This is a genomic window from Xanthomonas populi (assembly GCF_002940065.1).
Taxonomy (GTDB): Bacteria; Pseudomonadota; Gammaproteobacteria; order Xanthomonadales; family Xanthomonadaceae; genus Xanthomonas; species Xanthomonas populi.
Genome location: NZ_MDEJ01000002.1, coordinates 43,095 through 64,057 on the forward strand (window position 1 = coordinate 43,095; position 20,963 = coordinate 64,057).

Sequence of the window (20,963 nt, forward strand, 5' to 3'; positions counted from 1 at the left end):
GGGATGGGCGAAGCCTCGCATCATCCATTACACAGTGGCTTCGCCCGTCCCCTCTCCGGCTGGGAGAGGGGCTTTTAAAGCTTCCGGTGTCTTCAGACTTCCAGCGAAGCCAAATCGCCCTTGCTCTCAAGCCACTGCTTGCGATCGCCCGCGCGCTTCTTTGCCAGCAACATGTCCATCAACGAACGCGTCTGCTCTCCGTCGTCGATGGTGAGCTGCACCAGTCGGCGCGTGTCCGGGTGAATGGTCGATTCGCGCAGCTGTTGCGGATTCATCTCGCCCAGGCCCTTGAAGCGGGTGACGCTGACCTGGCCCTTGATCTTCTCGCGCGCGATCTTGTCCAGCAGCGTGGTCTTTTCTTCCTCGTCCAGCGCGTAGAACACCTGCTTGCCCACGTCCACACGGAACAGCGGCGGCATTGCCACGAACACATGGCCGGCGGCCACCAATGCCGGGAAATGCCTGAGAAACAGCGCAGTCAACAAGGTCGCGATATGCAAACCATCGGAGTCGGCGTCGGCCAGGATGGTGACCTTGCCGTAGCGCAGCCCGCTGATGTCGTCCTTGCCCGGGTCGCAGCCGATCGCGATCGCCAGGTTGTGCACTTCTTCGGAGGCCAGCACGCTGCCCGAGGCCACTTCCCAGGTGTTGAGGATCTTGCCGCGCAGCGGCAGGATCGCCTGAAAATCCTTGTCGCGCGCCTGCTTGGCCGAGCCGCCGGCCGAGTCGCCTTCGACCAGGAACAATTCGGTACGCGACAGGTCCTGGCTGATGCAGTCGGCCAGCTTGCCGGGCAGCGCGGGGCCCTGGGTGACCTTCTTGCGGACGATCTGCTTCTCGGTCTTCAACCGCGCACTGGCACGGTCGATGGCGATCTGCGCGATCTTCTCGCCGATGTCCACGTTCTGGTTTAGGTACAGGCTGAAGGCATCGTGCGCGGCGCCTTCGATTAAGCCGGCGGCCTGGCGCGAGGACAAACGCTCCTTGGTCTGCCCGGAGAACTGCGGGTCGGTCATCTTCAGGCTGAGCACGAAGGTGACCCGGTCCCACACATCTTCCGGCGCCAGCTTGACCCCGCGCGGCAGCAGATTGCGGAAGTCGCAGAACTCGCGCAGCGCATCGGTCAGGCCCGAGCGCAGGCCGTTGACGTGGGTGCCGTGCTGCGCGGTCGGAATCAGGTTGACGTAGCTTTCCTGTACGAGCTCGCCTTCCGGCACCCAGGCCGCGGCCCAGTCGACGATCTCGGTGTCTTTCTTCAGGCTGCCTGCGAACAGGTCGGCCGGCAGCATCTCGTGCTCGGCCATTTCGCCTTTCAGATAGTCGCGCAGGCCATTTTCGAAGTACCAGCTGTCCTGCTCGCCGGTGGCCTCGTCATGCAACTTGACGGTCAGCCCGGGGCACAACACCGCCTTGGCGCGCAGCAGATGGCGCAGCGAGCGCACGTTGAACTTGGGCGTGTCGAAGTACTTCGGGTCGGCCCAGAAACGCAGCCGCGTGCCGGTGTTCTTCTTGCCCACGGTGCCGACCACTTCCAGCTTGGAGGCGGCGATGCCGTCGCGAAACTCCATGCGGTGCTCGCTGCCTTCGCGCTTGATGAACAGCTCGACCTTGGTCGACAGCGCGTTGACCACGCTCACGCCCACGCCGTGCAAACCGCCGGAGAAGGTGTAATTGCGGTTGTTGAATTTGCCGCCGGCATGCAGGCGGGTCAGGATCAACTCCACACCGGGAATCTTCTCTTCCGGATGCAGGTCCACCGGCATGCCGCGGCCGTCGTCGGACACCTCGCAGCTGCCATCCTTGAGCAAGGTCACTTCGACCTGCTTGGCGTGACCGGCCAGCGCCTCGTCGACCGAGTTATCGATCACTTCCTGCGCCAGATGGTTCGGGCGCGCAGTGTCGGTGTACATGCCAGGACGGCGTTTGACCGGGTCCAGGCCCGACAGCACTTCAATATCGGCGGCGTTATAACGGGTGTTCATGCATCTCGTTGGCACGTGAAACGAAGCCCAAGTGTGGGGGCTGAGCCAACTTTTTGCACGCGACAGGCGTTCAGTGCGCGGCCGGGTGGCACTGGCTACCCTGGCGTTGGATTCGGAACCAAACGTCCTCACCTGAGGATGTCACCGAAACCGGAGGACACCATGAAGTTCAAGCACATTCTCATGCTCACCCTGGGTGCGGCCGCAGTGGCGGCGCTTCCTGCCCTGGCCCAGACGGCCCCACAGCGGACCGAACATGGCGCCACCGCGCAGAAGGCCGAAGACGCCAAGGCCAAGACCGAAGCCGAGCGCAAGGCCGAGCGCCGCGCTGCCGCTGCCGCGCAAAAGCCCAAGGGCGAAGTTGCCGCGCCCGAGGAAGAGGAAGAGAGGAAGCCCGCGCGCTGATCACGCTGCACAGTGGCGACGCGTTACACAGACGCCCCGGCTTCGGCTGGGGCGTCTGCATTTGCGGCCCACACGGCCTACGGTTGTCACTGCGTGATCGCAACCGCGTCACGCAACCCTTGGGCATTCGCCCGTCACCCGCTAAACTAGGGATTTCTGGGAGGCTTCAAGCCCCATGACCCCCCTGATTTTTGTGACAGGCGGCGTAGTGTCCTCGTTGGGTAAGGGCATTGCGGCGGCTTCGCTTGCGTCCATTCTTGAAGCGCGTGGCCTGAAGGTCACGATGATGAAACTGGACCCTTACATCAACGTCGATCCAGGCACGATGAGCCCGTTCCAGCATGGCGAGGTTTACGTCACCGACGACGGTGCCGAGACCGACCTGGATCTGGGCCACTACGAACGCTACGTGCGCACGCGTCTTTCCCGCAAAAACTCCGTCACCACCGGCCGGATTTACGAGAACGTGATCCGCAAGGAGCGTCGCGGCGATTATCTGGGCGCCACCGTGCAGGTGATTCCGCATATCACCGACGAGATCCGTCGTTGCATCGACGAGGCCACCGCTGGTTTCGATGTGGCATTGATCGAGATCGGCGGCACCGTCGGCGACATCGAGTCGCTGCCGTTTCTGGAGGCGATCCGCCAGGTGCGTACCGAGCGCGGTGCCGAAAAAGCCATGTTCATGCATCTCACCCTGGTGCCGTACATCGCCGCCGCCGGTGAATTGAAAACCAAGCCGACCCAGCATTCGGTCAAGGAACTGCGCTCGATCGGCATCCAGCCGGACGTGCTGCTGTGCCGTTCCGAGCAGGCGGTGCCTGATTCGGAACGTCGCAAGATCGCGTTGTTCACCAATGTTTCCGAGCGCGCGGTGATCAGCTGTCCGGATATCGACGTGCTGTATGGCATGCCGCTGGAACTGCGCCGCCAGGGGCTGGACGAGCTGGTCATCGATCAGTTCAAGCTGCGCGACAAGGTGGCTGTGGCCGATCTGTCCGAGTGGGCGGCCGTGGTGGATGCGGTCAAGCATCCGCTGGACGAAGTCACCATTGCGGTGGTCGGCAAGTACGTCGATCACCAGGACGCCTACAAGTCGGTGGCCGAAGCGCTGCGACACGGCGGCTTGCGTCAGCGCACCAAGGTCAACTTGAAGTGGCTGGAAGCGCAGGATCTGGAAGACAGCGACATGGCCGCGCTGCAGGACATCGATGGCATTCTGGTGCCGGGCGGTTTCGGCGACCGTGGCTTCGAAGGCAAGGTGCAGACCTGCAAATACGCGCGTGAGCACAAGGTGCCGTACTTCGGTATCTGCTACGGCATGCAGGCCGCGGTGGTGGACTATGCCCGCCACGTCGCCCATCTGGATGCGGCCAATAGCACCGAAAACGATCGCCAGTCGCCGCATCCGGTGATCGGCCTGATCACCGAATGGCGCTCCGCCACCGGCGAAGTCGAAAAGCGCGACGAAAAGTCGGATCTGGGCGGCACCATGCGGCTGGGTCTGCAGGAGCAGCGGTTGAAGCCCGGCACGCTGGCGCGCGAGGTGTACGGCAAGGATGTGGTCGCCGAGCGCCATCGCCACCGCTACGAGTTCAACAACCGCTACCGCACCCAACTGGAAGACGCCGGCCTGGTGATTTCCGGCAAGTCGATGGACGACACGCTGGTGGAGATGGTGGAACTGCCGCGCGAGACGCACCCGTGGTTCCTGGCCTGCCAGGCGCATCCGGAATTCCTCTCCACGCCGCGCGATGGGCACCCGCTGTTTATCGGCTTCGTGCGCGCCGCGCGCGAGAAGAAGGCGGGCGGGAAGTTGTTGAAGGAAGCGCGTGCGTGAGCCGTTCCTTCTCCCGCCGGGAGAAGGTGCCCTCAAGGGGCGTATGAGGGTACGGGCGAAGCCTCATGCACTCAAGTTCTTCAACTACTACGTGCTGGCCGTACCCTCACCCCAACCCCTCTCCCGTTGGGTGAGGCTTTAATCAATAGGTGACCTGATGAAACTGTGTGACTTTGAAGTTGGCCTGGATCAGCCGTTGTTCCTGATCGCCGGCCCCTGCGTGATCGAATCGATGCAGCTGCAGCTCGACGTGGCCGGCAAGCTCAAGGAGATCACCGGCAAGCTGGGGATCAACTTCATCTTCAAGTCGAGCTTCGACAAGGCCAACCGCACCTCCGGCACCAGCTTCCGCGGCCCGGGCCTGGAAGAAGGCCTGAAGGTGCTGGCTGCAGTCAAGCAGCAGATCGGCGTGCCGGTGCTCACCGACGTGCACGAATACACCCCGATGAACGAAGTCGCCGCCGTCGTCGACGTGCTGCAGACCCCTGCCTTTCTGGTACGCCAGACCGATTTCATCAAGAATGTCTGCGCCGCCGGTAAGCCGGTCAACATCAAGAAGGGCCAGTTCCTGGCGCCGTGGGACATGAAGCCGGTGGTCGAAAAGGCCAAGTCGACCGGCAACGAGCAGATCATGGTCTGCGAGCGTGGCGCCTTGTTTGGCTACAACAATCTAGTCAGCGACATGCGCTCGCTGAGCGTGATGCGCGACACCGGGTGCCCGGTGGTGTTCGATGCCACCCATTCGGTGCAGCTGCCGGGCGGGCAGGGCAGCAGTTCCGGTGGCCAGCGCGAATTCGTGCCGGTGCTGGCGCGCGCTGCGGTGGCGGTGGGCATTTCCGGCCTGTTCGCCGAAACCCATCCGGATCCGTCCAAGGCCTTGTCGGACGGCCCCAACGCCTGGCCGCTGGACCGCATGGAAGAACTGCTCGAGACCCTGATGGAACTGGACGCGGTGACCAAGAAGCACGGTTTCGCGCGCTTCGCATGAGTTCCAGCCCAGTGGCGGCGCTCCACATGCGCCGCCACTGGCGGCAGTGGCCGTGGGGGTGGATTGCGCTGGGGCTGAGGCATCGCTGTGCCGGTTTGCGTGGGTCCGCTCAAGGCGATTTGGCAACGTGCCGGTGCGCGGCGATAATCCTGCAGCTTGTTTCCGGTGTACTTCCCCCCCCCTTAACTGGTAACCCCTCGTTCCTATGACCACTATCGCCAAGATCCTCGCCCGCGAAATCCTCGACTCCCGCGGCAATCCCACGCTGGAGGCCGAAGTCACGCTGGACGACGGCGCGTTTGGCCGCGCTGCCGTGCCCTCGGGCGCCTCGACCGGCACCAAGGAAGCGGTGGAACTGCGCGATGGCGACAAGACCCGCTACCTGGGCAAGGGCGTGCTGCACGCGGTGAAGAACGTCAACGGCACCATCGCCGAGACGCTGAAAGGCTTCGATGCGGCCGACCAGCAGGGTCTGGACCGTCGCCTGATCGATCTGGACGGCACCGAGAACAAGGGTCGCCTGGGCGCCAACGCGCTGCTGGGCGTTTCGCTGGCCGCCGCACACGCGGTCGCCGCCTCGCGCAAGCAGCCGCTGTGGCAGTACCTGTCCACCATTACCGAATCGGATGTGTCGCTGCCGGTGCCGATGATGAACATCATCAACGGCGGCGCGCATGCCGACAACAACGTCGACTTTCAGGAATTCATGGTGCTGCCAGTCGGCTTCACCTCGTTCTCCGAAGCACTGCGTGCCGGAACCGAAATCTTCCACGCGCTCAAGTCGGTGCTCAAGGGCCACGGCCTGAGCACGGCAGTGGGCGATGAAGGCGGCTTTGCGCCGGACTTCCGCAGCAATATCGAAGCGCTGGACACCATCCTCGAAGCGATCGGCAAGGCCGGCTACACCGCCGGCGAAGACATCCTGCTGGGGCTGGACGTGGCCTCCAGCGAGTTCTACGACAACGGCAAATACAACCTGGTCGGCGAGAACAAGCGCCTGACCAGCGAGCAGTTCGTCGACTTCCTGGCCGACTGGGTTGCGCAGTACCCGATCATCAGCATCGAAGACGGCCTGGCTGAAGACGACTGGGCCGGCTGGAAGCTGCTGACCGACCGTGTCGGCAAGAGGGTGCAGCTGGTCGGCGACGATCTGTTCGTCACCAACCCGAAGATCTTCAAGCAGGGCATCGACTCGGGCACCGCCAACGCGATCCTGATCAAGGTCAACCAGATCGGTACGCTGACCGAAACACTGGAAGCCATCGCGATGGCGCATGCGGCCAACTACGCCTCCATCGTCTCGCACCGTTCGGGCGAAACCGAAGACACAACCATCGCCGACATCGCCGTGGCCACCACCGCCACGCAGATCAAGACCGGTTCGCTGTGCCGTAGCGACCGCGTTGCCAAGTACAACCAGTTGCTGCGCATCGAGCAGGCGCTGGGTTCCGGCGCGCGTTACGCCGGCCGCGACGCGTTCGTTTCGATCAAGCGATAAGTCGTGCGCAACTGGCGCTGGCTACTGCTGGTGCTGGCGGTGCTGCTGGCTTGGCTGCAGTACCGCTTCTGGTTCGGGCCTGGGAATTCCGGCGAAGTGATGATGCTGGAAGCCCAGGTCGCGCATCAGGCACAGGACAACGAAGGTCTGCGCCAACGCAACCAGGCGTTGGCAGCAGAGGTGAAGGATTTGAAGGACGGCGAGGCGGCAATCGAAGAACGCGCGCGTAGCGAGCTGGGCATGATCAAACCGGGCGAGACGTTCTATCGCGTGGTCGAAGATGCACCATCGCTGCCGCCCGCAGTGGCCGCGCCGTCGGCCGAGCCCGTCGAGCCTGCCGCACCGGCGGAAAAGCCATGACTGGCTCGATCTGGGCGATCGTGCCGGCCGCTGGGCGCGGCACGCGGTTTGGTGGGCAGATTCCCAAACAATATCTGCAGGCTGCCGGCCAGCCATTGATGGCCTACACCTTGGCGGCGCTTGCCGCGCATCCGGCGGTGGCCGGCATCGTGGTGGCACTCGCCCCCGACGATGCCGACTGGCCGGGCTGGACGGCGGTGCAGTCCAAGCCGGTGTTGACCTGCGTGGGAGGCGTGACCCGCGCCGCATCGGTGCTGGCTGGATTGCTGGCCTTGCCCGAGAGCGTGCGTGCCGATGACTTTGTACTTGTGCACGACGCCGCACGTCCCAACTTGGCGCTGGCCGATCTGGAACGCCTGCTGGAAATCGGCCGCGGCGACCCGGTCGGCGCCATCCTGGCCGCACCAGTGCGCGACACCCTCAAGCGTGCTGGCGACGATGGGGGCATCGATGCCACCGAACCGCGCGAGCGGCTATGGCGCGCCCTGACCCCGCAGCTGTTTCGTCGCCATCAACTGATCCGTGGTCTCACCGAAGCGTCGGCGGCCAGTGTGGACGTGACCGACGAGGCGATGGCGATGGAACGGCTGGGATTGCGCCCGTTGCTGGTGGAAGGTGCCGAAGACAACTTCAAGGTGACCACGCCCGTAGATCTGGCACGCTTTGAGTTCGAACTCGCACGACGTGGCGTTGCCGTGGATGCCGAATCGGTGGCCACACGCAGCGATGCTGTGTTTGCTGGTGCCAATCACGACGTCAACACGCTTTAGAGCGGCTGTCGAACGATTGCCAGGCCGGTGCGCAGAACCGGCTGTGTAGGCCACTCGTACACTGTGGTTTCTTTACAACGTCCATGCCGACCTAGACGACTGCTCGCTCCATGTTGTTGGGCACTCTCACTCACCACGGATTTCCCATGTCTTTCACTTTTCGAATCGGTCAGGGCTACGACGTGCATGCGTTCTGTGTGGGCGACCACTTGATGCTGGGCGGGGTGCGCCTGGCGCATAGCCACGGCGTGCTCGCGCACAGCGACGGCGATGTGGTGTTGCACGCGCTGTGCGATGCGATGCTGGGCGCCTTGGCGCTGGGCGATATCGGCCAGCACTTTCCGCCGTCCGACCAGCGCTGGAAGGACGCCGACAGCGCGCAGTTTCTGCAGCATTGCGATTCGTTGCTGCGCGAGCGTGGCTGGCGCGTCGGCAATGCCGATGTCACGGTGATCTGCGAGCGCCCCAAGATCGGCCCGCATGCGCTGGCAATGCGTGAGCGCATCGCCGGTCTGCTGGCGATCGAGCTCGATGCGGTCAGCGTCAAGGCCACTACCAGCGAACAACTCGGCTTCACGGGCCGCAGCGAAGGCATCGCTGCGCAGGCTGCGGTCTTGCTCGGCAAGATCGCAGCGTAACCGCGGCTAACAAATCGACTGCGCTCACCGCCGGTCGGGCGCGGCCGGTGCTCGGTACAGTGAGTATCACGCGCACCCTGCGGTTCTGAGCGTGCTGTCCACACGCACCTGACCACTGCTGGCAAGGTTTGTTAGCCGCTCTAAATCGCAGTCACGCACGCCTGGCTCGCCTTGGCGTTGCAATGCGACACCACCGCGCCGAGACACTCGGCACACAGCGCACGCGATGTCGGCGCGAAGGTCAACCACAGCATGAGCGACACCTCTCTCCTGCCGCGCGCGCATGGCGCTGCGGTCCTTCGCGCGGCAATGCGCAGCACGCCCGAAGATTTTCAAGTCGATGAGGTGCCGGCATTCGAAGCCTCCGGCGAAGGCGAGCACCTGTTGCTCAGCGTGCGCAAGCGTGGCCAGAACACCGCGTACATCGCCAAGAAACTCGCGCTGTGGGCGGGTATTGCGGAAATGGGTGTCAGCTACGCCGGCTTGAAGGATCGCCACGCAGTGACCACGCAGCGCTTCAGCGTGCATCTGCCCAAACGCATCGCGCCGGACATCGCCATGCTCGACGACGACGAAATGCAGGTCATCAACAGCACCTGGCACAACCGCAAGCTGCAACGCGGCGCGTTGCACGGCAATCGCTTCGTGTTGACGCTGCGCCAGGTGCAGGGCAAACGCGACGCGATCGAGCAACGCTTGCAGGCAATCGCCGCACGCGGCATTCCCAACTGGTTCGGCGAACAACGCTTCGGCCGCGATGGCGGCAACGTGGCATCGGCGCTGGCGATGTTCGGCTACACGCAGGATGCCGACGGTGCGTTGGTGCCAGCACCGAAGCGGCGTCTGCGCAACGATCAACGCTCGATGCTGCTGTCGGCGGCGCGCTCGGCACTGTTCAATCGCGTGCTCACCGCACGCGTGGAGCAGGGCAGTTGGGATGTCGCGTTGGAGGGCGAGGCCTGGATGTTGGATGGTTCACGCAGCGTGTTCGGCCCCGAGCCGTGGAGCGATGCGCTGGCAGAGCGACTGGCGCGTTTCGATATCCATCCCAGTGGTCCGTTGTGGGGCGTGGGTGAGCTGCGCTCGACCGACCGAGCTGCGGCAGTGGAGCGGGGCGCGTTGGCCGATCCGCAGTCCGAGGCGTTGCGGATCGGTCTGGAAGCCGCTGGCTTGAAGCAAGAGCGCCGCGCCTTGCGTTTGCGCCCACAAGGATTGGACCATCGCTGGCCGGATGCAGAAACCTTGCAGGTCGAATTCGCATTGCCGCCGGGCTGCTACGCCACTGCGGTGGTGTGGGAGTTGGGCGAGGTGATCGATGCAGGTCGTTTCACCGCCAGCGTGCGTTCTGACGCGTAAGCCTGTTCGGTCGCTGGCGGCCGCACGGCATGGCGCCAACGATGATCTCGAAGTGCCGATCCACGCGCAGGAGCGGCTTCGGCCGCGATGGGGATCTTCAATAGATGTTTCCTGGCGAACGCGTCACCTCTCGTAGGAGCGGCCCTGACCGAGAGAGGCATCACCAAGACGCGTCACTTTGCGCAAGCGTGTCTCACAGGCCTGGTCTTCGTCGTTCGTCGCGCAATCAGCCTAACGCCGCGCCAACAACACCAACAACGCGCCCGTCCCGCCTTGCATCGCCGGCGCCGAATGAAACGCCAGCACATCGTTGCGCTGGCGCAACAGGCGGTCCATCAGATTTTTCAACACCGGCGCGCCATTGTCGGACTGCAGACCCTTGCCATGGATAATGCGCACGCAGCCATGTTCGTGCGCATGCGCATCAAGCAGAAACTGCCGTAGCAAGGATTCGGCCTGCGCGGCGGTGGCGCCATGCAGATCCAGTTCGTCCTGGATCGAGAACTGGCCGCGCTTGAGTCGCTGAAACAAGCGGGTGGGAAGATTTTCGCGACAGTAACTGACGGTGTCGCCCGCTTCCAGCGGCGCGTTGTCGCGCAGCAGGCGCGCAAATTCGGTATGCGCTTGCGCCTCGTCGCGCTCGGCCATGCGCGCGCGCGGCTTGGGGCGCGGTTTGACGTTGGCCGGTGGTGCGACTTCACGAATCGGCTTGACCGCGCCGATCGCTGCGCGGAACAACGCGCCGTCGTCTTCGTCTTCAGGATGCGACATGGTCACAGCGTAACGTGCCCAACCTCAGGTGCAAGCGAAGATCAAGCGCGAAGGGTACGGGCGCATCCGGTATCATGACCCGGTTTTCCGAGGAGTCTCATGCGCGTACTGGTTAGCAACGACGACGGTGTTGACGCCCCCGGCATCCAGATCCTGGCCGAGGCGCTGCGGCGTGCCGGTCATGAAGTGATGGTGGTCGCCCCCGACCGCGACCGCTCCGGCGCCAGCAATTCGCTGACGCTGGATGTGCCGATCCGCACCCGCCGCATCGACGCGCAGACCTGCGCAGTCGCCGGTACGCCCACCGAGTGCGTGCATCTGGCGCTGACCGGCATGCTCGATTACGACCCGGACATCGTGGTCTCCGGCATCAAAAACTCGGCCAATCTGGGCGATGACGTGCTCTATTCGGGCACCGTGTCTGCCGCGATGGAAGGCCGCTTCCTCGGCCTGCCTGCGGTGGCAGTCTCGTTGGTGACGCAAAACCACGAAGCGCATCACTATGAAACCGCCGCGCGTGCAGCGGTGGAGATCGTGGCGCGCCTGAAGTCCGATCCCTTGCCCGCCGACACCATCCTCAATGTCAACGTGCCGGATCTGGCCTGGTCGGATGTGCTCGGTTTCGAAGTCACCCGGCTCGGTAACCGCCACCGTTCCGAGCCCTGCGTGCCGCAACGCGATCCGCGCGGCCGCACTGTTTACTGGATTGGCCCTGCCGGACCGGAGCAGGACGCCGGCGCCGGCACCGATTTCCACGCCGTGCGTACCGGGCATATCTCGATCACCCCGATCCATGTCGACCTCACCCGCTATCAGGCGCTGGACACCGTGGCCGGTTGGGTTGGTGGCCTGACCGCCGCACTGGACGCACCGGCATGACGCCGAGGCTGCGCCTGCTGCAACCGGAGTCGGTCGGGATCGGCATGACCTCGCAGCGCGTGCGCGACCGGCTGGTCGAGCGGTTGCGCGAGGCGGGCATCCAGGACGAAGCCACGCTCAACGCGGTGCGCACCGTGCCGCGCCATCTGTTCATCGACGAAGCGTTGGCCTCGCGCGCCTATGAAGACACCGCATTGCCGATCGGCCACGGCCAGACCATCTCGCAGCCCTGGGTGGTCGCGCGCATGACCGAGGCGGTGCTGCAGGTTGCGCCGACAAAAGTGCTCGAAGTGGGCACCGGCTCCGGCTACCAGGGCGCCATCTTGGCCGCGCTGGGCTTGGAGGTTTACACCGTCGAGCGCATCGGCGACCTGCTGCGGCAGGCGCGCAAGCGCTTCCGGCATCTGGGCATGAACGTGCGCAGCAAGCATGACGACGGCCGCATCGGTTGGCCCGAGCATGGCCCGTACGATGCCATCGTGGTGACGGCTGCCGCCCCGGCGCTGGTCGATGCGTTGGTCGATCAATTGGCTGTCGGCGGGCGTCTGGTGGCCCCGGTCGGTGGTGCGTCCTTGCAATCGTTGGTGCAACTGACACGCGGTGCCGATGGCGCGATCGGACAGCAGGTTCTGGCGCCGGTCACGTTCGTCCCGCTGTTGTCGGGCATGCTGGATTGAATCCATGAGAGTTACTCGATGAAGATCTTCGGGCCGTTGTACGACGTGGCCATTCGTTGGTCGCGCAATCGGCGCGCACCCGCGCTGCTGACCGGTCTCAGTTTTGTAGAGGGCTTCATCTTCCCGGTGCCGCCGGAAGTGATGCTGGCGCCGATGGCGCTGGCAGAACCCAAGCGTGCGTTTTGGTTCGCCACCTTGAGCCTCATCGGCTCGGTCTGCGGCGCGCTGGTCGGCTATCTGCTGGGTCACTTTGCGTTCGCCGCATTGCAGCCGCTGATCGAATGGCTGGGCTGGAGCGTGAAGATTCAAGCGCAGATCGAAACCTTGCGCGCACTGGTCGCCGAGTCGCCTTGGAAGGCTTTCTGGGCGCTGGTGCTGGTGGGCTTCACGCCGATCCCGTTGAAGATTTTTACTTGGGCTTCGGGCGTGGTCGGTGTACCGATTTTGCCGTTCATCGCTAGCATGTTGGTGGGGCGCGGCAAGCGCGTGTATCTGGTAGCCGGCGCGATCCGGCTGGGTGGTGCGCGTGCCGAGGCCGCGTTGCATCGCTGGATCGAGCCGCTGGGCTGGGTGGCCATGGCCGTGTTGGCTGCGGGAGCAGGGTGGTTGGTGTGGAAGACAATGAACGGATGAGCAAGTTGCAGATGAATGGGGCATATAAGACAGCAGTCATGCTCGCGGTCGCCGTCGGGCTCACAGCGTGCAGCAGCGCCACAGTGGTTCGTTCGCCGGGAGCAGGCGGCGGTTCGTCGTCCTCGCGTCCGCCTGCGGCGCCGCATCCGTCGGTGCCGCGCCCAGGTGCGATGGTCACTGTCCAGCGCGGCGACACGCTGTACGCCATTTCGCGTCGGACCAACATCGCTGCGCCGGATCTGGCCGCCTGGAACGGCCTGTCCTCGCCTGACACCATCTATCCTGGCCAGAACCTCAAGCTGTATCCGCCCGGTGCCGGCAAGCCTGGCACCGGCGCCCCGGTTTCCGGCACAGTGGTTCCGCTGCGGCCGACCGCACCGATCGCGGTGCCCGTCAATAGTGGATTCCAGTGGCGCTGGCCGGCGGACGGTGTAGTGGTTGGAACCTTCGTCACCGGCGAGACCACCAAGCAGGGCGTGGATATTGCCGGTGCCAGCGGGCAGGCAGTGCGTGCAGCAGCCGATGGCGTGGTGGTGTATTCAGGCGCAGGCCTAGTCGGCTACGGCGAGCTGATCATCATCAAGCACAACGACCAGTGGCTGTCTGCGTATGGACATAATCGCAAGCGCCTACTCAACGAAGGCCAGAGCGTGAAGGCCGGCCAGCAGATCGCCGAAATGGGCCGCAGTGGCGCCGCCCGCGACATGCTGCACTTCGAGATTCGCTACAACGGCAAGCCGGTCGATCCGCTGCTGTATCTGCCGAACAAGTGATTCGGGGGATGGGGATTCGGGAATCGTAAAAGCCTCGCCTATCGTGATGCGGGAAGAGGCTTCTTTCCCGCGCCAAAGTAGCTAGGCCGGTTGCTGTGTAAGAGATAGCTCATCGGTTGCCAGCAGCTGGCTCCAGCTTGCACTGATTCCTGATTCCTGAATCAGCCCACCAGAATCATCGCCAACGCCACCCGGCGCCCCTCGCTGGCCAGCACGTTATATGTTCGCGCCGCTGCCGCATTGGTCATCGCTTCCAGCCCGATGCCACGCGTCAGACAGGCAGCCAGGACAGCGGTGGTCGGGAACTGCGGGCGATCGCCGGTGCCGAGCAGGATCACCGCAGGCGTCAACGCCAGCACAGCGTCCATATGGCCGGCCTGCAACTGTTCCAGGCCGGATACAGGCCAGCCTTCCACCAGCTCGTTCGGCATCAGGATGAAGCTCTGCTGCAAAATCCGCTCGTTCACCTTGGCATAGCGACCATCGGCCGCGCGCAGCGCATAGGTGTAGTCGGGATGTTCCTGGCTTAAAGGCATAACGAACTCGTCGGGTCAGCCGCGCGGCAGCACGATCTGGCGCTTTTCCTTGCTGGGGCGGTAAAGGATGGCGACATGGCCGATCCTCTGCACCAGTGCGCTGCCGGTCTTCTGGGTAATGTCGGCAATCATGGCCTCGCGGGCCTCGCGATCCTCCGATACCACCTTCACCTTGATCAGTTCGTGGCGCTCGAGCACTTCCTCGAGTTCGGCCAGAAATGCCGGCGTGACCCCTTTGCCGCCGGTCTGCAGCAGTGCTTTGAGATCGTGGGCCTGGCCGCGCAGGAAACGGTTCTGGGCGGAGGTGAGAACAATGGACATGCAGGATCGAAGGGAGGCATAAGGGTGTTCAGGGTATCATGGCGACCCGTTCTGACCCCTTTGCCAATGCCCTCCCGCAGTAAAAGCAGCCAGCGCTGGCTCAAGGAACACTTCGCCGACCCTTACGTGAAGAAGGCTCAGGCAGAAGGCATGCGCTCGCGCGCCGCCTACAAGCTGGAGGAATTGCTCCAGCGCGACCGCCTGCTCAAGCCGGACATGGTAGTGGTCGATCTGGGCGCCGCGCCCGGCGGCTGGTGTCAGCAGGTGCGCAGGTCGCTGGGCGACACCGGCCGGGTACTGGCGCTGGATATCCTGGAAATGCCCCCGCTGGCCGGGGTGGAGTTCCTTCATGGCGACTTCAGGCAACAGGCCATTCTGTCGGAATTCGAAGCGATGTTGGGCGATGTGCCGGTGGACCTTGTTCTGTCCGATATGGCCCCCAATAAGAGTGGCATGGATGCGGTCGACCAGCCGCGGATGATGCACCTGGCGGAACTGGCGATGGAATTTGCCGACACGCACCTCAAACCGGGTGGGGCGTTTTTGATCAAGCTGTTTCAGGGTGTCGGATCCGACGACTACATTCGCGAGCTTCGCCGCCGCTATGAAAAGGTAACGATTCGCAAACCGGCGGCATCGCGCAAGCGCTCCCCGGAAGTTTATGTGCTCGGTCAGGGCAAGCGTGCGAAGATCAAGTAAGCTGCCAATGACCACTGTGTTTCAAGAATTTAGAAGAGTAGAGGGCACCGGAGCCAATGAGGATGAACGACTTGACCAAGAATCTGCTGCTGTGGGTGGTCGTCGCGGTTGTGCTGATGGTCGTCTTCCAGAGCTTCTCGCCGCGGATGGCGGGCGGCGTCGGCCCAGACGCGATCACCTATACCCAGTTCCTGAAGGAAGTGGATTCCGGGCGCGTCAAATCGGTGGACTACACCGACGAGACCAACTTGGCCGTGAACGCGATCCGCTTCAAGCGCACCGACGGCAGCGAAGCAACCGTTTACGGTCCGCGCGACGACAAGCTGGTCGACGTGCTGTACAGCAAGAACATCGAAATGACCCGCCAGAAGCCCTCCACGGGACCTGGTTTCTGGTCGTTGGTTCTCAACTTCCTGCCGGTCATCCTGATCATCGGCTTCTGGCTGTTCATCATGCGCCAGATGCAGGGCGGTGGAGGTGGTGCCAAGGGCGCAATGAGCTTCGGCAAATCGCGCGCCAAGTTGCAGGGCGAAGATCAGGTCAAGATCACCTTTGCCGACGTTGCCGGTTGCGACGAAGCCAAGCAAGAAGTCAGTGAGCTGGTCGACTTCCTGCGCGACCCGACCAAGTTCACCAAGTTGGGCGGCAAGATTCCGCGCGGCGTGCTGATGGTCGGCCCGCCCGGTACTGGCAAGACGCTGCTGGCGCGCGCAATCGCTGGCGAAGCCAAGGTGCCGTTCTTCAGCATCTCCGGCTCGGACTTTGTCGAAATGTTTGTCGGCGTCGGTGCAAGCCGTGTGCGCGACATGTTCGAGCAGGCCAAGAAGCACGCGCCGTGCATCATCTTCATCGACGAAATCGATGCGGTGGGCCGTCATCGCGGCGCCGGTCTTGGCGGCGGACATGACGAGCGCGAGCAGACCTTGAACCAGTTGCTGGTCGAGATGGACGGCTTTGAAGGCGGCGAAGGCGTGATCGTGATCGCGGCCACCAACCGTCCCGACGTGCTGGATCCGGCGCTGCTGCGTCCGGGCCGTTTTGATCGCCAGGTCGTGGTCGGGCTGCCGGACGTAAAGGGTCGCGAGCAGATCCTGCGCGTGCATATGCGCCAGCTGCCGCTGGCAGACGATGTGGTGCCGATGGTCATCGCGCGCGGTACGCCGGGTTTCTCGGGTGCCGATCTGGCCAATCTGTGTAACGAGGCAGCGCTGTTTGCGGCGCGCGGTAGCGAGAAGGAAGTGCGTATGGACCACTTCGACCGGGCTCGCGACAAGATCTTGATGGGTGCCGAGCGTCGCTCGATGGCCATGAGCGAAGACGAGAAGACGTTGACCGCGTATCACGAGGCTGGTCATGCCATCGTCGGCCGTCTGGTGCCGGAACACGACCCGGTTTACAAGGTCACCATCATTCCGCGTGGTCGCGCTCTGGGCGTGACGATGTATCTGCCGGAAGGCGACCGTTACTCGATGAACCGGGTGGCGATCGAATCGCAGCTGTGCTCGCTGTATGGCGGCCGCGTTGCCGAAGAGTTGATATTTGGCGGCGACAAGGTCACCACCGGTGCTTCCAACGACATTGAGCGTGCGACCAAGATGGCGCGCAACATGGTCACCAAGTGGGGCTTGTCCGACGAGCTTGGCCCGGTGGCGTATGGTGAGGAAGAAGACGAAGTGTTCCTGGGTCGGTCGGTGACGCAGCACAAGAATGTCTCCGACGAAACCGCGCGCATGATCGACGAAGTGGTGCGATCGATTCTGGACAAGGCCTACAGCAAGACCAAGGCCATCCTCACCGAGAATCTGGACAAGCTGCACGCGATGTCGCAGTTGTTGTTGCAGTACGAAACCATCGACGTGCCGCAGATCGACGCCATCATGGAAGGCCGCGAGCCGCCGCCGCCGGCCGGTTGGGCCAAGTCCGATAAGGACGGTGGCAACAACAACGACAAGGGTAGCCCGCGTCCGTTACCGCCGATCGCAGGCCCCGCAGAGCAGGTGTAAGTCGAGCAATCGCGCATCTGCAGCAGCATCCATCAAGGCCGGGGAGCGATTCCCGGCCTTGATGCGTCTGGACTCTGACCATCGCAGCTATCGGCTCCAGCCATCTGGCGGCGGCCATTGACAATGCATTCGGCAGATCGGAAACACGCACGCCACCGCAGTGCGCACCAGTCGCCACCCATCGCAACCGCTCCAGGAGAAACCACCGATGTTCGACACGGCCCTCAAGCTGGATTGCGCCGGTCGCATCCTGCGACTGGATGCGCCGCAGGTGATAGGCATCATCAATGTCACACCGGATTCGTTTTCCGACGGCGGCCAGCACGCCACCTGCGAGGCGGCCATCGCGCACGGCCTGCGTCTGGTCGAGGAAGGCGCTGCGGTGCTGGATATCGGCGGTGAATCCACCCGTCCTGGCGCAACGCCGGTCTCGCTGGAAGAAGAGCTGCAGCGCGTGATTCCGGTGATCGAAGCGTTGGTGCGTCAAACCAGCGTGCCGATCAGCGTGGATACCTTCAAACCTGAGGTCATGCGCGCGGCCGTGGCGGCCGGCGCCGGCATGATCAACGATGTTTACGCGCTGCGTTCGCCGGGTGCGTTGGATGCCGCATCGGAATTGCGCGTGCCGGTGGTGTTGATGCATGCACGCAGCGCGCCGCATGCCATGCAGGACGCGATGCATTACGACGATGTGGTGGCCGAGGTGCATCGTTTTCTGGCTGAGCGTATCTTCGCCGCCGAAATGGCCGGCATCGACAAGCGCCGGCTGATCCTCGACCCAGGCTTCGGCTTCGACAAGAACACCACGCACAATCTGACCGTGCTGGCGCAATTGCAGCGCCTGCAGGAATTCGGCTTGCCGGTGCTGGCAGGGCTGTCGCGCAAGTGCAGCATCGGTGAATTGACCGGGCGCCAGATCGCTGCAGACCGTGTGCATGGCTCGGTGGCTGCGCACCTGATTGCTGCGCAGCACGGCGCATTGTTGCTGCGCGTGCACGATGTGGCCGCGACCGTGGATGCTTTAAAGGTGTGGAGCGCGATCTCGGCTATTCCCATACCGCGCGTGAGCGCGCCTTCGGTACCGACCATTCGTTGGCCGGACGAGGACTGATGCCGGCCGACCGACGCCCGCTCGCAATCGCGGTGATGGGTCCGACCGCCAGCGGCAAGACCGCGCTGGCATTGGAGGCTGCGGAACGCTGGAACGGCGAGATTGTCAGCGTCGATTCGGCGTTGGTCTATCGCGGATTGGAAATCGGTGCGGCCAAGCCTGACGCTGCGATGCGCGCAGCAGCGCCACATCATCTGCTCGATCTGCGCGATCCCTGGCAGGTCTATTCGGCGGCGGAGTTCGCCAGCGATGCGCGGCAGGCGATCGATCAGATCGTTGCCCGCGGCAGGCTGCCGATTCTCGCTGGCGGCACCGGACTCTACTTTCGCGCCTTGCTGGAAGGGCTGTCGCAGTTGCCCGAAGCCGATCCACACGTTCGCTTGACCATCGCAGCCGAAGCCGAGCAACTGGGTTGGAGTGAGCTGCATGCACAACTGGCTGATGTCGATCCCGTCGCAGCTGCGCGTATCCATATCACCGACCCGCAACGCATCCAGCGAGCGTTGGAGGTCTACCGGATCAGTGGTCGACCAATCAGCTATTGGCAGGCGCTACCGCCTGGGCCGCGCCTGCCGGTGCGGGTGTTGAAAGTCGTGCTGGCGCCACGTGAGCGCGCAGTGCTGCATACGCGGATCGAACAGCGGCTGGACGCCATGCTGGCGCAGAATTTTCTGGCAGAAGTAGAGCGTCTGCGCGCGCTGCCGCAATTGCGTGCGGTCGCCGCGCCGCTGGATTTGCCCGCGATACGCGCGGTCGGTTACCGCCAGGCCTGGGAGTATCTGGATGGCGCCGGCAGCCCGGCGCAGTTCCGTGAGAAAGCGATTTATGCGACTCGTCAATTGGCCAAGCGGCAACTGACCTGGCTGCGTGGCGAGTTCGACGCGCGTTGGTTCGATCCGGAGCGTGACCGCCAGCAATTGGAAAGCGCACTTGTCGCTTTCCTCGCTCATCGTTCCAATGTGCGGCAGGCTTCAGGCGTGTAACATCGTGTTTCCGGGGCCGGCTGGGGAAGGCAGGTGTCGACCGGGACAATAAGAACAATAATGAAGAGGATTTTTCGATGGCTAAGGGGCAATCTTTACAGGATCCATTCCTCAACGCGCTGCGGCGCGAGCGGGTGCCGGTCTCTGTGTATCTGGTCAACGGCATCAAGCTGCAGGGCACGATCGAGTCGTTCGACCAGTTTGTGGTGCTACTGCGCAACACCGTGAGTCAGATGGTTTACAAGCACGCCATCTCCACGGTCGTGCCGGCGCGCAATGTGCGCGTTGGGCCGGGCGGTGGTTATGTGCAACCCAATGAAGGCAACCAAGCGGAAGATGACGACGTCGAGCAGTAATGGAGTAGTGCGTGTTTGATCGCTCACGCAAGGGTGAACACGCGTTGTTGATTCAGACCCACTCCGGTGGGCCTGCCGAAGAGGATGTGCTGGAGGAGTTCGCCGACCTTGCAAAGTCGGCGGGCGCCACGGTGGCGGCAACGCTCACCGCGCGCATCGACAAACCAAGCCCATCGACCTTGATCGGCAGCGGCAAGCTGGAAGAGATCAAGGCGGCAGCCGAGGCCACCGGCGCGGATCTGGTGTTGGTCAACCACACCTTGTCGCCGGGACAGGAGCGTAATCTGGAGCGCTATCTGGAGCGGCGCGTGATCGACCGCACTGGCTTGATCCTCGACATCTTCGCGCAACGTGCACGCAGCCACGAGGGCAAGCTGCAGGTCGAGCTGGCGCAGCTGCGGCATATGGCCACCCGGCTGGTACGCGGCTGGACCCACTTGGAGCGTCAGCGCGGCGGTGCGATCGGCCTGCGCGGCCCCGGCGAAACCCAGCTGGAAACCGACCGACGCCTGCTGCAAACGCGGGTGGAGCAATTGCAGCAGCGGCTGGAAAAAGTCGAGGTGCAGCGCACCCAGATGCGCCGTGCGCGCATGCGTAGCGACCTGCCACGCATTGCATTGGTCGGCTATACCAACGCCGGCAAATCGACGCTGTTCAACGCATTGACCGGTGCCGATGCCTACGTTGCCGATCAATTGTTCGCCACACTCGATCCTACCGTGCGCCGCATCGCGTTGCCGGGCGGCAGTGCGATCCTGGCCGATACGGTTGGCTTCGTACGCGATCTGCCGCACCAACTGGTCGCAGCGTTCCGTTCGACCTTGTCCGAAGCACGCGATGCCGATCTGTTGTTGCATATCGTCGATGCGGCCGATCCGTTGCGCGAAGAGCGCATCTTGCAGGTCGATGAGGTGTTGCATGCCGTCGGTGCTGGCGATATTCCGCAGTTGCTGGTGTTCAACAAGATCGACAAGATCGAGGGCGCGCAAGTGCGCCACGACGCCCAGGACGGCATCCCCGACCAGGCGCGGCGCGAGCGTGTATGGGTGTCTGCGCGCGATGGGCGCGGGCTGGAAGAGTTGCAACACGCACTCGGCCAGCGACTGGATCTGCGCCATGTGACCGGGCAACTGCGCTTGCCGCCGTCGGCCGGCCGCTTGCGTTCCAGATTGCATCAGCTGGAAGTGATCTGCAGCGAGCAATCCGACGATGATGGCTGGTTGCTGGAGGTCGATCTGCCAATGGTCGAGGCCGAGCGATTGGCTGCCACCGAAGATGGTGCACCGCTGCGCGCGATGCTGCCGGACCGTCGCGAAGACTGGGAATCGTGACTGGCACTGCACAGTCGGGTTGACTCGACTGTGCAGATCGCCTGAGTCGATCC

22 protein-coding genes are annotated in these 20,963 nt (G+C 63.6%); 18 read left to right on the plus strand and 4 right to left on the minus strand.

The annotated features are described in order from the left end of the window. Window positions 1–92 precede the first annotated feature (92 nt). Window positions 93–1,982, minus strand: a complete 1,890-nt coding sequence (gene parE, locus XpopCFBP1817_RS00680) for a DNA topoisomerase IV subunit B (RefSeq protein ID WP_128415546.1) — start codon at window positions 1,980–1,982, stop codon at window positions 93–95. A gap of 162 nt (window positions 1,983–2,144) precedes the next feature. On the opposite strand from parE, the gene XpopCFBP1817_RS00685 reads away from it, so the two are divergent. From XpopCFBP1817_RS00685 to truD, 8 genes are all read left to right on the plus strand, one after another. Next, window positions 2,145–2,387 (plus strand): hypothetical protein, encoded by a 243-nt coding sequence (locus tag XpopCFBP1817_RS00685; protein ID WP_167393769.1) that lies wholly within the window; start codon window positions 2,145–2,147, stop codon window positions 2,385–2,387. Between the two features lie 175 nt (window positions 2,388–2,562). Beyond that, a complete protein-coding gene (pyrG, locus tag XpopCFBP1817_RS00690) occupies window positions 2,563–4,227 on the plus strand; it encodes a CTP synthase (RefSeq protein WP_128415547.1) in 1,665 nt (554 codons plus the stop codon). Between the two features lie 157 nt (window positions 4,228–4,384). Beyond that, the gene (kdsA, locus tag XpopCFBP1817_RS00695; protein ID WP_128415548.1) at window positions 4,385–5,215 is read left to right on the plus strand and encodes a 3-deoxy-8-phosphooctulonate synthase; all 831 of its coding nucleotides are present in this window, start codon (window positions 4,385–4,387) and stop codon (window positions 5,213–5,215) included. Window positions 5,216–5,420: 205 nt separating this feature from the next. Continuing rightward, window positions 5,421–6,713 carry a phosphopyruvate hydratase gene (gene eno, locus XpopCFBP1817_RS00705; protein WP_128415550.1) on the plus strand — a complete coding sequence of 431 codons (1,293 nt, stop codon included), beginning with the start codon at window positions 5,421–5,423 and terminating at the stop codon, window positions 6,711–6,713. A 3-nt stretch (window positions 6,714–6,716) separates the two neighbouring features. Then, complete coding sequence (ftsB, locus tag XpopCFBP1817_RS00710; protein WP_128415551.1) at window positions 6,717–7,073, plus strand: cell division protein FtsB; 357 nt, start codon at window positions 6,717–6,719, stop codon at window positions 7,071–7,073. Continuing rightward, window positions 7,070–7,843, plus strand: a complete 774-nt coding sequence (gene ispD / locus XpopCFBP1817_RS00715; RefSeq protein WP_128415552.1) for a 2-C-methyl-D-erythritol 4-phosphate cytidylyltransferase — start codon at window positions 7,070–7,072, stop codon at window positions 7,841–7,843. The genes ftsB and ispD overlap by 4 nt, the downstream gene beginning before the upstream one ends. Before the next feature lie 146 nt (window positions 7,844–7,989). After that, window positions 7,990–8,481, plus strand: a complete 492-nt coding sequence (gene ispF, locus XpopCFBP1817_RS00720) for a 2-C-methyl-D-erythritol 2,4-cyclodiphosphate synthase (RefSeq protein WP_128415553.1) — start codon at window positions 7,990–7,992, stop codon at window positions 8,479–8,481. A 252-nt stretch (window positions 8,482–8,733) separates the two neighbouring features. Next, on the plus strand, window positions 8,734–9,837 hold the full coding sequence (truD, locus tag XpopCFBP1817_RS00725; protein WP_128415554.1) for a tRNA pseudouridine(13) synthase TruD: 1,104 nt from the start codon (window positions 8,734–8,736) through the stop codon (window positions 9,835–9,837). Window positions 9,838–10,068: 231 nt separating this feature from the next. On the opposite strand, the gene XpopCFBP1817_RS00730 is transcribed toward truD, so the two are convergent. Then, window positions 10,069–10,608: a Smr/MutS family protein gene (locus XpopCFBP1817_RS00730; RefSeq protein ID WP_167393770.1), complete on the minus strand. Its 540-nt coding sequence runs from the start codon at window positions 10,606–10,608 to the stop codon at window positions 10,069–10,071. A gap of 99 nt (window positions 10,609–10,707) precedes the next feature. Here XpopCFBP1817_RS00730 and surE point away from each other — a divergent pair, with 99 nt between their 5' ends. The 4 genes from surE to XpopCFBP1817_RS00750 are packed head-to-tail and all read left to right on the plus strand — an operon-like array spanning window position 10,708 to window position 13,570. After that, a complete protein-coding gene (surE, locus tag XpopCFBP1817_RS00735) occupies window positions 10,708–11,487 on the plus strand; it encodes a 5'/3'-nucleotidase SurE (protein ID WP_128415556.1) in 780 nt (259 codons plus the stop codon). Next, window positions 11,484–12,164 carry a protein-L-isoaspartate(D-aspartate) O-methyltransferase gene (locus tag XpopCFBP1817_RS00740; protein ID WP_128415557.1) on the plus strand — a complete coding sequence of 227 codons (681 nt, stop codon included), beginning with the start codon at window positions 11,484–11,486 and terminating at the stop codon, window positions 12,162–12,164. The genes surE and XpopCFBP1817_RS00740 overlap by 4 nt, the downstream gene beginning before the upstream one ends. 18 nt (window positions 12,165–12,182) lie before the next feature. Next, window positions 12,183–12,797 (plus strand): YqaA family protein, encoded by a 615-nt coding sequence (locus XpopCFBP1817_RS00745; protein WP_128415558.1) that lies wholly within the window; start codon window positions 12,183–12,185, stop codon window positions 12,795–12,797. Further along, a complete protein-coding gene (locus XpopCFBP1817_RS00750) occupies window positions 12,794–13,570 on the plus strand; it encodes a peptidoglycan DD-metalloendopeptidase family protein (RefSeq protein WP_167393771.1) in 777 nt (258 codons plus the stop codon). Before XpopCFBP1817_RS00745 ends, XpopCFBP1817_RS00750 begins: the two co-directional genes overlap by 4 nt. A gap of 161 nt (window positions 13,571–13,731) precedes the next feature. On the opposite strand, the gene XpopCFBP1817_RS00755 is transcribed toward XpopCFBP1817_RS00750, so the two are convergent. Together XpopCFBP1817_RS00755 and yhbY are read right to left on the minus strand one after the other, a co-directional pair. Next, window positions 13,732–14,106 (minus strand): Mth938-like domain-containing protein, encoded by a 375-nt coding sequence (locus XpopCFBP1817_RS00755; protein WP_128415560.1) that lies wholly within the window; start codon window positions 14,104–14,106, stop codon window positions 13,732–13,734. Between the two features lie 15 nt (window positions 14,107–14,121). Next, window positions 14,122–14,427: a ribosome assembly RNA-binding protein YhbY gene (gene yhbY, locus XpopCFBP1817_RS00760; RefSeq protein WP_128415561.1), complete on the minus strand. Its 306-nt coding sequence runs from the start codon at window positions 14,425–14,427 to the stop codon at window positions 14,122–14,124. Between the two features lie 66 nt (window positions 14,428–14,493). On the opposite strand from yhbY, the gene rlmE reads away from it, so the two are divergent. The 6 genes from rlmE to hflX all read left to right on the plus strand — a co-directional run bounded on the left by rlmE (window position 14,494) and on the right by hflX (window position 20,910). Further along, entirely contained in the window at window positions 14,494–15,126 is a 633-nt protein-coding gene (gene rlmE, locus XpopCFBP1817_RS00765) for a 23S rRNA (uridine(2552)-2'-O)-methyltransferase RlmE (RefSeq protein ID WP_128415562.1), read from the plus strand. 62 nt (window positions 15,127–15,188) lie between these two features. Continuing rightward, a complete protein-coding gene (ftsH, locus tag XpopCFBP1817_RS00770) occupies window positions 15,189–17,129 on the plus strand; it encodes an ATP-dependent zinc metalloprotease FtsH (RefSeq protein WP_167393772.1) in 1,941 nt (646 codons plus the stop codon). Between the two features lie 208 nt (window positions 17,130–17,337). Next, window positions 17,338–18,240: a dihydropteroate synthase gene (gene folP, locus XpopCFBP1817_RS00775; RefSeq protein WP_128415564.1), complete on the plus strand. Its 903-nt coding sequence runs from the start codon at window positions 17,338–17,340 to the stop codon at window positions 18,238–18,240. Beyond that, window positions 18,240–19,223, plus strand: a complete 984-nt coding sequence (gene miaA / locus XpopCFBP1817_RS00780; protein ID WP_128415577.1) for a tRNA (adenosine(37)-N6)-dimethylallyltransferase MiaA — start codon at window positions 18,240–18,242, stop codon at window positions 19,221–19,223. Before folP ends, miaA begins: the two co-directional genes overlap by 1 nt. 77 nt (window positions 19,224–19,300) lie before the next feature. Next, window positions 19,301–19,579, plus strand: a complete 279-nt coding sequence (gene hfq / locus XpopCFBP1817_RS00785; RefSeq protein ID WP_043889764.1) for an RNA chaperone Hfq — start codon at window positions 19,301–19,303, stop codon at window positions 19,577–19,579. Window positions 19,580–19,590: 11 nt separating this feature from the next. After that, a complete protein-coding gene (gene hflX, locus XpopCFBP1817_RS00790; protein WP_128415565.1) occupies window positions 19,591–20,910 on the plus strand; it encodes a ribosome rescue GTPase HflX in 1,320 nt (439 codons plus the stop codon). Window positions 20,911–20,963: the final 53 nt, after the last annotated feature.

Excerpts from the sequence above, each read along its gene's own strand:
- XpopCFBP1817_RS00740 (WP_128415557.1), top strand. The coding sequence starts at position 11,484 with ATGACGCCGAGGCTGCGCCTGCTGCAACCGGAGTCGGTCGGGATCGGC.
- XpopCFBP1817_RS00730 (WP_167393770.1), bottom strand. The coding sequence starts at position 10,608 with ATGTCGCATCCTGAAGACGAAGACGACGGCGCGTTGTTCCGCGCAGCG.
- hfq (WP_043889764.1), top strand. The coding sequence starts at position 19,301 with ATGGCTAAGGGGCAATCTTTACAGGATCCATTCCTCAACGCGCTGCGG.
- ispF (WP_128415553.1), top strand. The coding sequence starts at position 7,990 with ATGTCTTTCACTTTTCGAATCGGTCAGGGCTACGACGTGCATGCGTTC.
- parE (WP_128415546.1), bottom strand. The coding sequence starts at position 1,982 with ATGAACACCCGTTATAACGCCGCCGATATTGAAGTGCTGTCGGGCCTG.
- XpopCFBP1817_RS00750 (WP_167393771.1), top strand. The coding sequence starts at position 12,794 with ATGAGCAAGTTGCAGATGAATGGGGCATATAAGACAGCAGTCATGCTC.
- pyrG (WP_128415547.1), top strand. The coding sequence starts at position 2,563 with ATGACCCCCCTGATTTTTGTGACAGGCGGCGTAGTGTCCTCGTTGGGT.
- XpopCFBP1817_RS00745 (WP_128415558.1), top strand. The coding sequence starts at position 12,183 with ATGAAGATCTTCGGGCCGTTGTACGACGTGGCCATTCGTTGGTCGCGC.
- folP (WP_128415564.1), top strand. The coding sequence starts at position 17,338 with ATGTTCGACACGGCCCTCAAGCTGGATTGCGCCGGTCGCATCCTGCGA.
- miaA (WP_128415577.1), top strand. The coding sequence starts at position 18,240 with ATGCCGGCCGACCGACGCCCGCTCGCAATCGCGGTGATGGGTCCGACC.
- XpopCFBP1817_RS00685 (WP_167393769.1), top strand. The coding sequence starts at position 2,145 with ATGAAGTTCAAGCACATTCTCATGCTCACCCTGGGTGCGGCCGCAGTG.
- surE (WP_128415556.1), top strand. The coding sequence starts at position 10,708 with ATGCGCGTACTGGTTAGCAACGACGACGGTGTTGACGCCCCCGGCATC.
- XpopCFBP1817_RS00755 (WP_128415560.1), bottom strand. The coding sequence starts at position 14,106 with ATGCCTTTAAGCCAGGAACATCCCGACTACACCTATGCGCTGCGCGCG.
- kdsA (WP_128415548.1), top strand. The coding sequence starts at position 4,385 with ATGAAACTGTGTGACTTTGAAGTTGGCCTGGATCAGCCGTTGTTCCTG.
- eno (WP_128415550.1), top strand. The coding sequence starts at position 5,421 with ATGACCACTATCGCCAAGATCCTCGCCCGCGAAATCCTCGACTCCCGC.
- ftsH (WP_167393772.1), top strand. The coding sequence starts at position 15,189 with ATGAACGACTTGACCAAGAATCTGCTGCTGTGGGTGGTCGTCGCGGTT.
- yhbY (WP_128415561.1), bottom strand. The coding sequence starts at position 14,427 with ATGTCCATTGTTCTCACCTCCGCCCAGAACCGTTTCCTGCGCGGCCAG.
- ispD (WP_128415552.1), top strand. The coding sequence starts at position 7,070 with ATGACTGGCTCGATCTGGGCGATCGTGCCGGCCGCTGGGCGCGGCACG.
- truD (WP_128415554.1), top strand. The coding sequence starts at position 8,734 with ATGAGCGACACCTCTCTCCTGCCGCGCGCGCATGGCGCTGCGGTCCTT.
- rlmE (WP_128415562.1), top strand. The coding sequence starts at position 14,494 with ATGCCCTCCCGCAGTAAAAGCAGCCAGCGCTGGCTCAAGGAACACTTC.